Origin of the sequence: Kitasatospora cinereorecta (assembly GCF_024172095.1) — a bacterium.
GTDB classification, from domain to species: domain Bacteria; phylum Actinomycetota; class Actinomycetes; order Streptomycetales; family Streptomycetaceae; genus Kitasatospora; species Kitasatospora cinereorecta.
The window spans coordinates 959,151-974,518 of sequence record NZ_JAMZDX010000003.1; the positions used below are offsets into that span (position 1 = coordinate 959,151).

A 15,368-nucleotide genomic window follows, 5' to 3' on the forward strand; every position below is an offset into this window, starting at 1 on the left:
CCACCTGGCGCGGCCCGCGCCGCTACGCCTCCAGTAGGGGCTCGCCGTAGTGCTCGACCTCGGGGAACGGCTCGTAGAAGTGGTGCAGCAGGGCCCGCCACTGCTGGTACTCGGCGGAGCGACGGAAACCCTCGGTGTGGTTCTCCAGGGTCTCCCACTCGACCTGGAGCAGGAAGCGGGAGGTGCGGCCCTGGTCGAGGCAGCGCCGCAGCCGGAGCGAGCGGAAGCCCTCCTGGGCCGCGATCAGGGGCCTGGCCTGGGCGAACGCCGCGAGGAACTCGTCCTCGCGGCCGGGCAGGACGTCGAGCAGCGCGCTTTCGAGGATCATGGGCGGCCATCGTAGGGATGCGCCGGCCGTGCGGCACCGGGTCCGTCCCCGGCGGCCGTGGTAGAGCTGAACGGCGGTGGGGCCCGCGGTCGTGGGAAGATGGTCGGAGCCATATCGACGTGACGAGAATCGGATCAAGGTGCCCGCGACCCCCAGCCATGTGCCAGAGCCCAGCCGTACCGACCCGGCGCTGATCCGCAACTTCTGCATCATCGCCCACATCGACCACGGCAAGTCGACGCTCGCCGACCGGATGCTGCAGATCACCGGCGTGGTCGACCCGCGCCAGATGCGTGCCCAGTACCTCGACCGCATGGACATCGAGCGTGAGCGCGGCATCACCATCAAGTCGCAGGCCGTCCGCCTGCCGTGGGCCCCGAATTCCGGTCCGAACGCGGGCAGCACGCACATCCTGAACATGATCGACACCCCGGGTCACGTGGACTTCACGTACGAGGTGTCCCGCTCCCTCGCCGCGTGCGAGGGCACCATCCTGGTGGTCGACGCGGCCCAGGGCATCGAGGCGCAGACCCTCGCCAACCTGTACCTGGCGCTGGAGAACGACCTCACGATCATCCCGGTGCTCAACAAGATCGACCTGCCGGCCGCCCAGCCGGAGAAGTACGCGGCCGAGATCGCGCACATCATTGGCTGCGACCCGGAGAGCGTGCTCAAGGTCAGCGCCAAGACCGGCCTCGGCGTCGAGGACCTGCTGGACCACATCGTCGACAACATCCCGGCCCCGGTCGGCGCCGCGAACGCCCCGGCCCGCGCGATGATCTTCGACTCGGTGTACGACTCCTACCGCGGTGTGGTCACCTACGTGCGTGTCGTGGACGGTCAGCTGACCAAGCGCGAGCGGATCGCGATGATGTCCACCGGCGCCACGCACGAGCTGCTGGAGATCGGCGTCATCTCGCCCGAGCCGAAGGTCGCGGACGGCCTGGGCGTCGGCGAGGTGGGCTACATCATCACCGGTGTGAAGGACGTCCGGCAGTCCAAGGTCGGTGACACGATCACCTCGATGCACAAGGGCGCCACCGAGGCGCTCGGCGGCTACAAGGACCCACGTCCGATGGTGTTCTCCGGCCTCTACCCGCTGGACGGCTCGGACTACCCGCTGCTCCGTGACGCGCTCGACAAGCTGCGGCTGAACGACGCCGCGCTGGTCTACGAGCCGGAGACCTCGGTCGCCCTCGGCTTCGGCTACCGATGCGGCTTCCTCGGCCTGCTGCACCTGGAGATCATCCGGGAGCGCCTGGAGCGCGAGTTCAACCTCGACCTGATCTCCACCGCCCCCAACGTGATCTACCGCGTGATCATGGAGGACGGCACCGAGCACACGGTCACCAACCCGAGCGAGTTCCCGGTCGGCAAGATCGCCGAGGTGTACGAGCCGATCGTGCGCGGCACCATCCTGGCGCCCAACGAGTTCGTCGGCGCGATCATGGAGCTCTGCCAGTCCCGCCGCGGCGCGCTCCAGGGCATGGACTACCTCTCCGAGGACCGGGTCGAGCTGCGCTACACCCTGCCGCTCGCGGAGATCGTCTTCGACTTCTTCGACCAGCTGAAGTCCAAGACCCGCGGCTACGCCTCGCTCGACTACGAGCCCATTGGCGAGCAGACCGCCAACCTGGTCAAGGTCGACATCCTGCTGCACGGCGACGCGGTGGACGCGTTCTCCGCGATCGTGCACAAGGACAAGGCCTACAGCTACGGCGTGATGATGGCCGGCAAGCTGCAGAAGCTGATCCCCCGGCAGCAGTTCGAGGTGCCGATCCAGGCCGCCATCGGCTCGCGGGTGATCGCCCGTGAGACGGTCCGCGCGATCCGCAAGGACGTCCTCGCCAAGTGCTACGGCGGTGACATCTCGCGTAAGCGCAAGCTGCTGGAGAAGCAGAAGGAAGGCAAGAAGCGGATGAAGATGGTCGGCCGCGTGGAGGTCCCGCAGGAGGCCTTCATCGCCGCGCTGTCCACCGACGCCGAGGCGCCGAAGGACAAGAAGTAAGGGTAGGAATCGAAGGCCGCCTCCCCGGAAGGGGGCGGCGGCCTTCGGTCTGTCGGCGGTCTTCGGTCTCACGGCAGCCTTCACCGGACGGACCGGTGGTTCAGCGGGTGGCCGGGAAGTCGGGGTCGACGACGATGTCCGCCTCGGGGGCGTGCCGGCGGACGGCGGCGAGCAGGGCGGCGGTGTCCAGCTGCCAGCCGTTGACCGCGCGGCTGGCGTTGATCAGCTCGACCGGCTTGCCGGTCAGGGCCGTGCCGACGCCGCCGCCCCGGGTGCCGCCCAGCGGGGGCAGCCCGGGACGCCGGTGGACGCCGACGTACGGGAGCTTCTGCAGGCCGACGTGCTGGATCCACAGCTCGACGCCGACCACGTCCTGCCAGGGGACGGTGACCGTGGTGGCGGCGTAGCGGGCCGGGGAGCCGCCGAGGAGGATGCCGGACCGGTCGACCCGGAGGGCGACCTTGCCGCTGAGCGCGTTGACCACCATCAGGACCCCGCCGGCACCGAACAGGAGGAGGCCGGAGATCTGGATGGCGAGCGCCGGCAGGTCGATGCCGGCCACGCGTACGTTCTCGCCGGGGTCCATCAGCAGGAGGACGACGACGAAGAGGAGCGAGACGGCCACCGTGAGGGTGGTGCGGCGGTTCCAGCCGAAGCGGGTTTCGTAGGCGAGGTCGGTGTCAGGCACCCGCAGGAGTGTGCCAGGCCCGCCCGGCGCAGGGAAGATCTTTTCTGCGCCGGGTCGGCCCGGGCGGGTGGCTCAACGGAACCGGGTGGCTCAGCGGAGCCCCATCAGGACGCCGTTGACGATGGCGGCCTTGGTGAGCCGGGCGGCGACGCCGGTGAGGATCCGCGGGCGCATCGAGTCGTCCGGGTGGATGAGCTGGACCAGCCCGTTCCGGCGGCCGAGGCTCAGGCACTGGGTGGCGTACGTGAAGCGGTAGGGCCGGTCGGTGCCGCCGCTGAGCAGGGTGCCGACGTAGCGGCCCATCGGCAGGGCGGTGGCGCAGCCCATCCGCAGCAGGCCGATGCCCGGGAGGTCGACGGCGGCGGCGTCGCCGACCACGTGGACGTCGGGGTCGGAGACGGAGCGCAGCCGGTCGTCGACCAGGGCGCGGCCGCGGTCGTCGACGGCGAGTCCGGCCCGGGCGGCGAGGGGGTGGGGTTCCATCGAGGCGGCCCAGGCGACCAGGTCGGCGGGGACCGGTCCGGCGGTGGTCTCCAGACCGGTCGCGGTGACGGCGGTGACCTCGGTGTTCTCGTCCACCCGGACGCCGAGGCCGGCCATCACCCGCAAAACGTGGGCCCGGCCGCGGTCCGAGAACCAGCCGCCGACCCGGTCCGCGGCGACGATCCGGATCTGCCAGGCGGGGTGGGCCTCGGCGAGTTCGGTGGCCAGTTCGATGCCGATGGCGCCGCCGCCGACCACGGCGAGGGTGCCGGGCGCGGGGGCCTCGGCGATCCGCCGGTGCAGCTCGGCGGCCCGCTCGACCGGGTACGCGTGCTCGGCGGCGCCGGGGACGCCGTGCCAGGCGGTGCGGCTGCCGAGGGCGTACACCAGGGTGTCGTAGGCGAGGGTCTCGCCGGTGTCGGTGAACACCTTGCGGTGGTCGAGGTCCAGTTCGGTGACGGAGGCCCGCAGGTGGGTCACCCGGCGGCCGCGCAGTACCTCGGCGATGGCGGGCCGGCGCGCCGGGCGGCCGGCGGCGGTCTCGTGCTGGCGCACCCGGTGGGCGAACCGCTCCTCGGGAGCGACCAGGGTCACCGTGTCGTCGCCCCGGCCCGCACGGGCGGCCGCGGACAGTCCGGCGTAGCCCGCACCCACCACGACGATGTGCTTCCCGGTCATCTCGTCCTCCTCGTTCGGCGCTCTCGGCGCGTTTCGGGAAGGAGACGGGAGAGGGTGCCGCGGTGTGACGGTGACGTGCGTCACACCACGGTCGCGCGGTCGGTCACGCCACGGCGGTGAGCTTCTCCGGGTTGACCACCACGTAGGCCTCGGCGATCCGGCCGTCGGCCACGGTGAAGGCGAGCACGCCGGCCACCACGCCGGGGGCGGCGTGGACGACCAGGCCGAGCTGGCCGTTGACCTGGGCGAGTTCGAAGGTGGCCTCGGGGGTGACGAACCTGGCCATCAGGCCCATGATCAGGCGGGAGACCCGGTCGGCGCCGACGATCGGGCGGACGCCCGCGCTGACGATGCCGCCGCCGTCCGAGTGCCAGACCACGTCCGGGTCAAGGACGGACAGCAGGGCCTGGATGTCGCCGCCGGCGGTGGCCGCGGTGAAGGCGGCGACCGCCTGGCGGTGCTCGGCGGCGTCTACGGTGGCCTTGCGGCTGCCCTCGCGGACCCGCTTGCGGGCCCGGGAGGCGAGCTGGCGGGTGGCCTGCGGGGTGCGCTCCAGGGTGGCGGCGATCTCCTCGAAGCCGACCGCGAAGACGTCGTGCAGCACGAACGCGGCCCGCTCGGCGGGGGTGAGCTGCTCCATCACGGTCAGCATCGCCATCGAGACCGACTCGCCGAGTTCGGCCTGCTCGGCGGGGGAGTGCTCGGGGGCCACCACCGGCTCCGGCAGCCACTCGCCGTAGTAGGCCTCGCGGCGGACCCGGGCCGAGCCCAGCTGGTCGTAGCAGAGCCGGGTGACGACGGTGGTCAGGTACGCGCGCGGGTCGTCGACCGAGGCCCGGTCGGCCGCCTGCCAGCGCAGCCACGCCTCCTGCAGCACGTCCTCGGCGTCGGTCACCGAGCCCATCAGCCGGTAGGCGACGGAGCCGAGGTAGCGACGGTGGGTCTCGAAGGCGTCCGCGAAGGTCGATTCGACGTCAGTCACCCCGCCACGGTAGCGCGTTCGGGTGCGACCGTCCTCGGCGCCCGGCGGGTGCGGACCGGGTCAGGAGGCGGTGGCGGCCAGCAGGCGGCGGAGCAGGCCGTTGAGGGTGTCGAGCTCCTCGGGGGTGAGGTCGGCCACCGTGCTCTGCTGGACCTCCATGCCGGCGGCCACGGCGTCGTCGATCACCTGGCGGCCCTTCGGGGTGAGGGTGACCCGCAGGCCGCGGCGGTCGTTCGGGTCGGGGGAGCGGGTGACCAGTCCGGCGCGCTCCAGCTTGTCCAGCCGGCCGGTCATGCCGCCGGTGGTCAGCATCAGGGTGGCGGTCAGCTCGCGCGGGGAGAGCGAGTACGGCTCGCCGGCCCGGCGCAGGGTGGCCAGCACGTCGAACTCGCCCCGGCCGATGCCGAACGGCGCATAGGTGTCCTCCATCAGGTCGCCCATGGCCTTGCCGATCCGGTAGATCCGGCCGTAGGCGGCCATCACCTCGGTGTGGGGGGCGAGTTCGGGGCGCTCGCGGCGCCACTGGGCGGCGATGGCGTCGACGGCGTCCGGCTGGACGGGGCCGGGACGGGCGGGGCCGGGCTGGACGGGGCTGGGCTGGCTCATGGCTTCAGCATGGCACACATTGCTTGGCGGTGAGTGGCTTGACGACAAGTAGCTTAGTGCTAAGTTACTTGCATGCTTTCGAACTCGACCTCGCGACGCTTCCCCGGCGAGCGCAGCCTGCTCACCGGCACCGCCATCGACGCCCTCGGCAACGGCATGTACATCCCGTTCAGCCTGGTGTTCTTCCGGCACGTCACCGGGCTCCCGCTGCCGGTCATCGGCCTGGTGCTCACCGTCACCGGCCTGGTGGCGATGGTCTCCGTGCCGTTGATCGGCACCGCGGTCGACCGGTTCGGCGCCCGCCGGATGCAGCTCGCCCTCTACACCGTGCGCGGCCTCGGCTTCGCGGCGTACCCGTTCGCCGGCTCACTGCCCGCCTTCGCCGCCGTCGCCCTGATCACCGCGGTGGCCACCCGCGGCTTCCCGGCCGTCCAGCAGGCCCGGCTCGGCGAACTGGTGGACGGCGCCGACCGGGTCCGGATCCAGGCACTCACCCGCAGCCTCGCCAACGCCGGACTCGGCGCCGGCAGCCTGGTCGCCGCCCTGCTGGTCGGGTACGCCGGGGACGGCGGCTACACCGTCGCCGCCTGGCTGAACGCCGCCTCCTTCCTGGTCGCCGGCCTGCTCGCCCGCCGCGTCCCCGCCGGCGGACCGGCCGCCGAACCCGACGCCGGGACCACCCCCGCCGCGGCCACCTCCGCCGCGACCACCCCCGGCGCCGCCGCGCCCGGCGCCCGCCCCGGCTACCGCGCGGTCTTCGCCGACCGGCCGTTCCTGCGCCTGACCGCCGCCAACTTCCTGATCGCCCTCGGCTACGCCTCGCTCTCCGTGCTGCTCCCGGTCTTCATCACCGGCGTCCTGCACAGCCAGGCCTCGGTCACCGGCATCGCCTTCGCGGTCAACACCGTGCTGTGCGCCGCCCTCGGCGTCCCGGCCGGCCGCCTGGTCAACCGGTTCGCCGGACGGCAGCGGGCGGCCGCCGCCGGAGCCGCCCTGTTCGCCGCCGCCTTCGCCGGGCAGGCCCTGCTGGTCCCGTTGGCCGGCCACTGGACCACCGCGGCGCTGATGGCCGCCGTCGTGGTCGCCACCCTCGGCGAGATCGTCCACAACCCCGCCGCCTCCGCCCTGGTCGCCGACGCGGCACCGGCCGCCCTGCGCGGCCGCTACATGGCCGCCTACCAGCTCTCCTGGTCGCTCTCCGGGGCGATCGCGCCCTCGCTCTTCACCGGCCTCTCCGCCCTCGACGGCCGGCTGCCCTGGCTGCTGCTGACCGTCACCACCCTGCTCGGCGCGGCCGTCCTGCTGCGGACCGGCGCCCCCCGCCCGGCCGCCACCGCGGCCACCGCTCCCGCCACTGCGGCTGCCGCCCCCGTCGCCACCCCCGCCGTCGCCCGCTGACGACCCGTCGACGCGTCGACCCGTCGACCCCACCCCACCGACCGCACCGCACCGACCCGAAGGGAACCGTCGTGCGTACCGTGCTGCTCACCGCGCTCGCCCCGCTCGCCTGGGGCTCCACCTACGCCGTCACCACCGAGTTCCTGCCCGCCGACCGGCCACTGCTGACCGCCACCCTCCGCGCCCTGCCCGCCGGCCTGGTGCTGCTGGCCGTGACCCGGGTGCTGCCGAAGGGCGTCTGGTGGTGGCGCTCGGCCGTGCTCGGCGCGCTCAACATCGGGGTGTTCTTCGCGCTGCTGTTCGTCGCCGCCTACCGCCTGCCCGGCGGGGTGGCCGCGGTGCTGGGCGCCGTCCAGCCGCTGCTCGCCGCCGGCCTCGCGGTGCCGCTGCTGGGCGAGTGGGTCAGCCGCCGCGCCCTGCTGGCCGGTGTCACCGGCGTGTTCGGGGTGGCGCTGGTGGTCCTGAAGGCCACCGCCCGGCTGGACGCACTCGGGGTGCTCGCCGGTGTGGCCGGCGCCGCCGCGATGGCCGCGGGCACCGTGCTGACCAAGCGCTGGGGGCGCCCGGAAGGCGTCGGACCGCTCGCCATGACCGGCTGGCAGCTGACCGCCGGCGGCCTGCCGCTGCTCCCCGCCGCGCTGCTGGCCGAGGGGGCGGTCCCGGCCCTCACCGCCACCAACCTGCTCGGCTACGGCTACCTGGCCGCGGTCAACACCGCGTTCGGCTACTGGATCTGGTTCCGGGGCATCGGCCGGCTGCCCGCCACCTCGGTGGCGTTCCTCGGCCTGCTCAGCCCGGTCTCCGCCGCCGTGATCGGCTGGGCCGCGCTCGGCCAGGCGCTGACCGCCCTCCAACTGCTCGGCATGACCGTCGCCCTGGGCTCCACCGTCCTGGGCTCCACCCTGCGGGGCTCCGCCGCACCGGCCCGCCGCCGCGCCCCGGGGAACGCCGAAGGGGAGGCCGATCGCTCGGACCTCCCCCTCGAACGCCGCGACCGGGGTCAGTCGACCTCGGCCACCGCCTGAGCGAACTGCGCCTGGTAGAGCCGGTGGTAGGCGCCCTGGGCGGCGATCAGCTCGTCGTGGTTGCCCTGCTCGACGATCGAGCCGTTCTCCATCACCAGGATCACGTCGGCGTCCCGGATGGTGGAGAGCCGGTGCGCGATCACGAAGCTGGTCCGACCGCTGCGCAGCCGCGCCATCGCCCGCTGGATCAGCACCTCGGTGCGGGTGTCGACCGAGCTGGTCGCCTCGTCGAGGACCAGGATCGACGGCTGGGCGAGGAACGCCCGGGCGATGGTGATCAGCTGCTTCTCGCCCGCGCTGACACCGGTGCCCTCGTCGTCGAGGACGGTGTCGTAGCCGTCCGGCAGGGTGCGCACGAAGCGGTCCACGTGCGCGGCCCGGGCCGCCTCGATCACCTGCTCGCGGGTGGCCCCGTCGGCGCCGTACGCGATGTTGTCGGCGATGGTGCCGCCGAACAGCCAGGTGTCCTGGAGGACCATGCCGATGCCGGAGCGCAGCTCCTCGCGGGTCATCGCGGAGATGTCCACCCCGTCGAGGGTGATCCGGCCGCCGCTGACCTCGTAGAACCGCATCAGCAGGTTGACCATGGTGGTCTTGCCGGCGCCGGTGGGGCCGACGATGGCGACCGTGTGGCCGGGCTCGACCTTGAGCGAGAGCCCGTCGATCAGCGGCTTCTCCGGGTCGTAGCGGAACGAGACGTCCTCGAAGGCGACCCGTCCGTGCAGCTCGTCCGGGCGCTCCGGGGTGACCGGATCGGCGGTCTGCTCGGGGGCGTCCAGCAGCTCGAAGACGCGCTCCGCGGAGGCGACGCCGGACTGCACCAGGTTGGCCATCGAGGCGACCTGGCTGAGCGGCTGGCTGAACTGCCGCGAGTACTGGATGAACGCCTGCACGTCACCGATGGACAGCGCGCCGGACGCGACCCGCAGACCGCCGACCACCGCGACCAGCACGTAGTTGATGTTGCCGACCAGCATCATCGCGGGCTGGATGATGCCCGAGATGAACTGCGCCTTGAACGAGGACGCGTACAGCGCCTCGTTCTCCTGACGGAAGATCTCGGCGGCCTCCTTCTGGCGGCCGAAGACCTTCACCAGGGCGTGGCCGGTGTACATCTCCTCGATGTGCGCGTTCAGCTTGCCGGTGGTCTTCCACTGGGCGATGAACTGCGGCTGGGCCCGCTTGCCCATCTTGGCCGCGACCACCACCGAGACCGGGACCGACGCCAGGGCGATCAGCGCCAGCAGCGGCGAGATCCAGAACATCATCGCCAGCACGCCGACGATGGTGAGCAGCGAGTTCACCACCTGGCCCAGCGTCTGCTGCATGGACTGGCCGATGTTGTCGATGTCGTTGGTGACCCGACTGAGCACCTCGCCGCGCGGCTGCTTGTCGAAGTAGCTGAGCGGCAGCCGGGAGAGTTTGGCTTCGACGTCCTGGCGCAGGCGGAAGACCGCCCGGTTGATGGCGAGAGCGGCGAGCCGGCCCTGGAAGACGCCGAAGACCAGCGCGACCAGGTAGACGACAAGCACCCAGAGGAGGACCGTGCCGATGGCGCTGTAGTCCATGCCGTGGCCGGGGACGAAGTCGACCGAGCTGAGGAGATCGGCCACCTTTCCCTTGCCCTTGCCGTGCTGCGCAGCGACGGCCTCGGCCTTGCTGCTGTAGCCGGCGAACGCCTTCCCCAGCGAGCCCTCGACGATCAGGTTGGTGGCGTCGCCGAGCAGCTTCGGGCCGGCCACCGAGGCGGCGACCGAGAACGTGCCGAGTGACAGCACCCCGATCAGCAGCGGCCGCTCGCGCTTGAGCAGGCCGAGCATCCGCTTGCCGGAGCCCTTGAAGTCCTTGGACTTCTCGGTGCCCTGCCCGCCCATGAACCGGCCGGGCCCGGCCGGGCCGCGGCGGGCGGCGGCCTCCTGCGAACTGCTCCCGCCGCCGTCGGAGCCCTTCTTCTCCAGCGTGGTCACGCCGCCTCCTGCTCGGTGAGCTGGGAGAGCACGATCTCCCGGTACGTCGGGTTGTCGGCCATCAGCTCGCGGTGGGTGCCGGAGCCGACCACCGCGCCCTCGTCGAGGACGATGATCCGGTCGGCGTCCCGGATGGTGGAGACGCGCTGGGCGACGATGACCACCGTGGCGTCCGAGGTCTCGCCGGCCAGGGCGGCGCGCAGCCGGGCGTCGGTGGCGTAGTCGAGGGCCGAGAACGAGTCGTCGAAGAGGTAGATCTCGGGCCGGCGGACCAGGGCGCGGGCGATGGCCAGGCGCTGGCGCTGGCCGCCGGAGACGTTGGAGCCGCCCTGGGCGATGGGCGCGTCCAGGCCCTCGGGGAAGCGCTCGACGAAGTCCTTGGCCTGGGCGATCTCCAGGGCCCGCCAGAGTTCCTCGTCGGTGGCGTCGGGCTTGCCGTAGCGCAGGTTGCTCGCGACGGTGCCGGTGAACAGGTACGGCTTCTGCGGGACGAAGCCGATCACCTCGGCCAGCCGGTCGGGGGCGATCTCGCGGACGTCCACGCCGTTGACCAGGACCTCGCCGCCGGTGGCGTCGAAGAGCCGGGGGACCAGGCCGAGCAGGGTGGACTTGCCGGAGCCGGTGGAGCCGATCACCGCGGTGGTCTCGCCGGGGCGGGCGTCGATCTCGATGCCGCGCAGCACCGGGGCCTCGGCGCCGGGGTAGCGGAAGTCGACCTGGCGCAGCTGGAGGGTGCCGCGGGCGAGCAGTTCGCTGACCGGCGCGGTGGGCGGGACGACGCTGGACTCGGTGGACAGCACTTCCTGGATGCGCTCGGCGCAGACCTCGGCGCGCGGCACCATCATGAACATGAAGGTGGCCATCATGACGCTCATCAGGATCTGCATCAGGTAGGACAGGAAGGCGGTGAGCGCGCCGATCTGCATCCCGCCGCTGTCGATCCGGTGCGCGCCGAACCAGAGCACGGCGATGCTGGAGACGTTCACCACGCCCATGACCAGCGGGAACATCAGGGCCATCAGCCGGCCCACCCGGAGGGAGTAGTCGGCGAGCTCCCCGTTGGCGGCGCCGAAGCGGCGCTGCTCGTGGTCGTCCTTGACGAAGGCGCGGATGACCCGGATGCCGGTGATCTGCTCGCGCATGATCCGGTTGACGCCGTCGATCCGGGTCTGCATGCCGCGGAACTGCGGGCGCAGCTTGCGGACCAGCAGCACGACGACGACGCCGAGGGCGGGCACCACGGCCAGCAGCAGCGCGGAGAGCGGCACGTCCTGGTTGAGCGCCATGATGATGCCGCCGACGCACATGATCGGCGCGGCGACCATGAGGGTGAAGGCCAGCAGGACCAGCATCTGGACCTGCTGGACGTCGTTGGTGGTCCGGGTGATCAGCGAGGGGGCGCCGAACTGGCCGAGCTCCTTGGCGGAGAAGCTCTGCACCCGGTCGAAGACGGAGGCCCGGATGTCGCGGCCGACGGCCATCGCGGTGCGGGCGCTGTAGTAGACGGCGGCGATCTGGCAGACCGCCTGGGCGAGCGAGACGCCGATCATCGCCGCGCCGACGCGCAGGATGTAACCGGTGTCGCCCTTGACCACGCCCTCGTCGATGATGTCGGCATTGAGGGTCGGCAGATACAGCATGCCGATGGTCGAGATGAGCTGGAGGAGGACCAACAGGGAGATGGGTTTCGAATAGGGCCCGAGATGGGCCCGTAGCAGTCGGATCAGCACCGTGACACTCTCGTCTTCGACGTGGGATTCGCGCATCCCAAATTACGGAACCTGTGGACGGGTACGGAACCTGTGGACAGGGACCGCCTGTGGAGAACCTGCACTGCCGCCGCGGCGGCGTGCCAGCTGGCCGTACCCCCTTACGGAACGGCTTTCCACCCCCTAGGCTGCTGATTGCCCTCTTGTTACTCGCTGGTTAAGAAGTCGGCCGGCAGGTCGCCCCCCACGGCCGCCGCTCTCACTCTCCGCCACCCGCCCCCCGGAGGTCCTCGTTGAGTTCCGCGCAGTCCATGATCGAGCGGCGTCCGCCCTCTGTGGCTCACCTCTTCCTCAGCAGGGTAAAGGCCACCCCCGACCGTGAGGCCTACCGGTTCCCGGTTCCGGTCGACGAGCACGCGGCCGACGGCGCCCCCGGCGCCGAGCAGTGGCGCTCGCTGACCTGGGCGCAGACCGCCGAGCGGGTCAAGGCGGTCGCCGCCGGCCTGATGGCGCTCGGCATCGAGGCGGAGGACCGGGTCTCGATCGCCTCGGCCACCCGGATCGAATGGATCCTCGCCGACCTCGGCAACATGTGCGCGGGTGCGGCGACCACCACCATCTACCCGAGCACCAACTCGGACGAGACCGCCTTCATCCTGGCGAACTCCGGCAGCCGCGCGCTGTTCGCGGAGAACGTCAAGCAGCTGGAGAAGGCCGTCGAGCAGCAGGACCAGCTGCCCGACCTGCGCTGGGTGGTGCTGTTCGACGCCCCGGCCGAGCTCCCGCCGTACCAGGGCCTGGAGGTGCTCACCCTCGCCGAGCTGGAGAAGCGCGGCGCCGAGTACCTGACCGGGCACCCGGACGCGATCGAGAAGGCGGTGGACGCGCTCGACAAGGAGCAGCTCGCCACCCTGATCTACACCTCCGGCACCACCGGCCGTCCCAAGGGCGTGCGCCTGGTGCACGACTGCTGGGCGTACGAGGGCATCGCCCAGGAGGAGAGCGGCCTGCTGGCCGCCGACGACGTGCAGTTCATGTGGCTGCCGCTGTCGCACGTGTTCGGCAAGACGCTGATCTCCGGCCAGATCTCCACCGGCCACGTGATGGCCGTGGACGGCCGGGTCGACCGGATCATCCACAACCTCCCGGCCATCCGGCCGACCGTGATGGCCTCCGCGCCGCGCATCTTCGAGAAGGTCTACAACGGCATCGCCGGCCGGGCCCGGGCCGAGGGCGGCGCCAAGTACAAGATCTTCCAGTGGGCGGCCAAGGTGGCCCGCGACCACGCCCGGGTCAGCCAGGCCAACCGGATCGCCACCGGCAGAGACAGCGTGCCGTTCGCGCTCGGGGTGCAGCACGCGATCGCCGACAAGCTGGTCTACGCCAAGATCCGTGCCGCGTTCGGCGGCCGGCTGCGCGGGGCGGTCTCCGGCAGCGCGGCGCTGGCCCCCGAGATCGGCTACTTCTTCGTCGGCGCCGGAGTGCCGATCCTGGAGGGCTACGGCCTGAGCGAGACCAGCGCCGGCTCCTGCGTCAACCGGTCCGAGGACGTCCGGGTGGGCACCGTCGGCAAGGCCCTGCCGGGCACCGAGGTGCGGATCGCCGAGGACGGCGAGATCCTGCTGCGCGGCCCGGGCATCATGCGCGGCTACCACAACCTGCCGGAGAAGACCGCCGAGGTGCTGGAGCCGGACGGCTGGTTCCACACCGAGGACATCGGCGAGCTGTCGGCCGACGGCTTCCTGCGGATCACCGACCGCAAGAAGGACCTGTTCAAGACCTCGGGCGGCAAGTACGTCGCGCCCAGCGAGGTCGAGGGCAAGTTCAAGGCGATCTGCCCGTTCGTGAGCAACGTCCTGGTGATCGGCAACGGCCGCAACTTCTGCACCGCGCTGATCGCCCTGGACGAGACGGTGATCATGCCGTGGGCGGCCGACCACGGCCTGGCCGGCAAGTCCTACGCCGAGGTGTCGGCCGCGCCGGAGACCCAGGCCCTGATCAACGGCTTCATCCAGCGGCTCAACGGCGAGCTGCAGCGCTGGCAGACGGTGAAGAAGTTCCACCTGCTGCCGCGCGACCTGGACGTGGAGCACGGCGAGCTGACCCCCAGCCTCAAGATCAAGCGCCCGGTGGTCGAGCAGACCTACGCCGACGCGGTCGCCGAGATGTACGCCGGCGCCAACGAGGCCTGATCCGCCTCCGGGCACCCCCGTCCCGTACGGCCCGCAGGGAAACCCCGGGCCGTACGGGACAATGGGTTCCATGCCCTCCGCACTTCCCGACGGCGATCCGGTGCCGTCCGACGGTTCCCTGCCCGCCCACGCCCTCGCCGGGCTCGGCACCCGACCGTTCGGCTTCTACGTGCACGTGCCGTACTGCGCCACCCGCTGCGGCTACTGCGACTTCAACACCTACACCGCCACCGAGCTGCGCAGCTCCGGTGCGGTCGCCTCGCAGGAGACGTACGCCGACAACCTCATCGCCGAGGTGCGGCTCGCCCGGAAGGTGCTCGGGGACGCGGAGCTGCCGGTGCGGACCGTCTTCCTCGGCGGCGGCACCCCCACCCTGCTGCCCGCCCGCGACCTGGTGCGGATGCTGGCCGCGATCCGCGAGGAGTTCGGGCTCGCCCCGGACGCCGAGGTGACCACCGAGGCCAACCCCGAGTCGGTCGATCCGGCGTACCTGGCCGAGCTGCGCGAGGGCGGCTACAACCGGATCTCGTTCGGCATGCAGAGCGCCCGGCCGCACGTGCTGCAGCTGCTCGACCGGCACCACACCCCGGGCCGCCCGGAGGCCTGCGTGGCCGAGGCCCGCGCGGCCGGCTTCGAGCACGTCAACCTGGACCTGATCTACGGCACCCCCGGGGAGTCCGACGACGACTGGCGGGCCTCGCTGGACGCCGCCATCGGCGCCGGCCCCGACCACGTCTCGGCCTACTCGCTGATCGTCGAGGACGGCACCAAGCTCGCCGCCCGGGTCAAGCGCGGCGAACTGCCGATGATCGACGACGACGTGCACGCCGACCGCTACCTGATCGCCGAGCAGGCGCTCGCCGCCGCCGGCTACTCCTGGTACGAGGTCTCCAACTGGGCCACCACCCCCGAGGGCCGCTGCCGCCACAACGAGCTCTACTGGACCGGCGCCGACTGGTGGGGGGCCGGCCCCGGCGCGCACAGCCACGTCGGCGGAGTCCGCTGGTGGAACGCCAAGCACCCCGCCGCCTACGCCCAGGCCCTCGCCGAGGGCCGCACCCCGGCGCTCGCCCGCGAGGTGCTGGCCGAGGAGGACCGCCGGGTCGAGCGGATCCTGCTGGAGCTGCGCCTGGTCGACGGCTGCCCGGTCGAGCTGCTGACCCCGGACGGCCGCCGGGCCGCCGAGCGGGCCGTGGCCGACGGGCTGCTGGAGGCCGCCGCCTTCGCGGCCGGCCGGGCGGCGCTGACCCTGCGCGGGCGGCTGCTGGCCGACGGTGTGGTTCGCGATCTGGTTGACTGAACGT

Annotated in this window: 12 protein-coding genes; 5 read left to right on the forward strand and 7 right to left on the reverse strand. The window is 72.0% G+C overall.

All coding sequences use genetic code 11. From position 1 onward, the window contains the following. Nucleotides 1-22 precede the first annotated feature (22 nt). A complete protein-coding gene (locus tag FHR36_RS17805) occupies nt 23-328 on the reverse strand; it encodes an antibiotic biosynthesis monooxygenase family protein (protein ID WP_253798324.1) in 306 nt (101 codons plus the stop codon). Between the two features lie 139 nt (nt 329-467). Between FHR36_RS17805 and lepA the strand changes: the two genes are divergently transcribed. Continuing rightward, complete coding sequence (lepA, locus tag FHR36_RS17810; protein WP_253798326.1) at nt 468-2,336, forward strand: translation elongation factor 4; 1,869 nt, start codon at nt 468-470, stop codon at nt 2,334-2,336. 100 nt (nt 2,337-2,436) lie between these two features. On the opposite strand, the gene FHR36_RS17815 is transcribed toward lepA, so the two are convergent. From FHR36_RS17815 to FHR36_RS17830, 4 genes are all read right to left on the reverse strand, one after another. After that, nucleotides 2,437-3,024: a hypothetical protein gene (locus FHR36_RS17815; RefSeq protein ID WP_253798329.1), complete on the reverse strand. Its 588-nt coding sequence runs from the start codon at nt 3,022-3,024 to the stop codon at nt 2,437-2,439. 90 nt (nt 3,025-3,114) lie between these two features. Further along, complete coding sequence (locus tag FHR36_RS17820; RefSeq protein ID WP_253798332.1) at nt 3,115-4,185, reverse strand: NAD(P)/FAD-dependent oxidoreductase; 1,071 nt, start codon at nt 4,183-4,185, stop codon at nt 3,115-3,117. Between the two features lie 103 nt (nt 4,186-4,288). Then, nucleotides 4,289-5,167 (reverse strand): sigma-70 family RNA polymerase sigma factor, encoded by an 879-nt coding sequence (locus tag FHR36_RS17825; RefSeq protein WP_253798334.1) that lies wholly within the window; start codon nt 5,165-5,167, stop codon nt 4,289-4,291. Between the two features lie 60 nt (nt 5,168-5,227). Then, nucleotides 5,228-5,773, reverse strand: a complete 546-nt coding sequence (locus FHR36_RS17830) for a MarR family winged helix-turn-helix transcriptional regulator (RefSeq protein WP_253798336.1) — start codon at nt 5,771-5,773, stop codon at nt 5,228-5,230. Between the two features lie 72 nt (nt 5,774-5,845). On the opposite strand from FHR36_RS17830, the gene FHR36_RS17835 reads away from it, so the two are divergent. Continuing rightward, nucleotides 5,846-7,171 carry an MFS transporter gene (locus tag FHR36_RS17835; RefSeq protein WP_253798337.1) on the forward strand — a complete coding sequence of 442 codons (1,326 nt, stop codon included), beginning with the start codon at nt 5,846-5,848 and terminating at the stop codon, nt 7,169-7,171. A gap of 71 nt (nt 7,172-7,242) precedes the next feature. After that, a complete protein-coding gene (locus tag FHR36_RS17840; protein WP_253798338.1) occupies nt 7,243-8,196 on the forward strand; it encodes an EamA family transporter in 954 nt (317 codons plus the stop codon). Here the strand turns inward: FHR36_RS17840 and FHR36_RS17845 are convergent. Both FHR36_RS17845 and FHR36_RS17850 read right to left on the reverse strand, forming a co-directional pair. Beyond that, nucleotides 8,172-10,070, reverse strand: a complete 1,899-nt coding sequence (locus FHR36_RS17845) for an ABC transporter ATP-binding protein (protein ID WP_253799393.1) — start codon at nt 10,068-10,070, stop codon at nt 8,172-8,174. The two genes, FHR36_RS17840 and FHR36_RS17845, sit on opposite strands and share 25 nt — an antisense overlap. An 89-nt stretch (nt 10,071-10,159) precedes the next feature. Continuing rightward, nucleotides 10,160-11,893: an ABC transporter ATP-binding protein gene (locus FHR36_RS17850; RefSeq protein WP_253798339.1), complete on the reverse strand. Its 1,734-nt coding sequence runs from the start codon at nt 11,891-11,893 to the stop codon at nt 10,160-10,162. Nucleotides 11,894-12,165: 272 nt separating this feature from the next. Between FHR36_RS17850 and FHR36_RS17855 the strand changes: the two genes are divergently transcribed. Both FHR36_RS17855 and hemW read left to right on the forward strand, forming a co-directional pair. Further along, nucleotides 12,166-14,064 carry an AMP-dependent synthetase/ligase gene (locus FHR36_RS17855; RefSeq protein WP_253798340.1) on the forward strand — a complete coding sequence of 633 codons (1,899 nt, stop codon included), beginning with the start codon at nt 12,166-12,168 and terminating at the stop codon, nt 14,062-14,064. A 70-nt stretch (nt 14,065-14,134) separates the two neighbouring features. After that, entirely contained in the window at nt 14,135-15,364 is a 1,230-nt protein-coding gene (gene hemW / locus FHR36_RS17860; RefSeq protein ID WP_253798341.1) for a radical SAM family heme chaperone HemW, read from the forward strand. Nucleotides 15,365-15,368 lie beyond the last annotated feature (4 nt).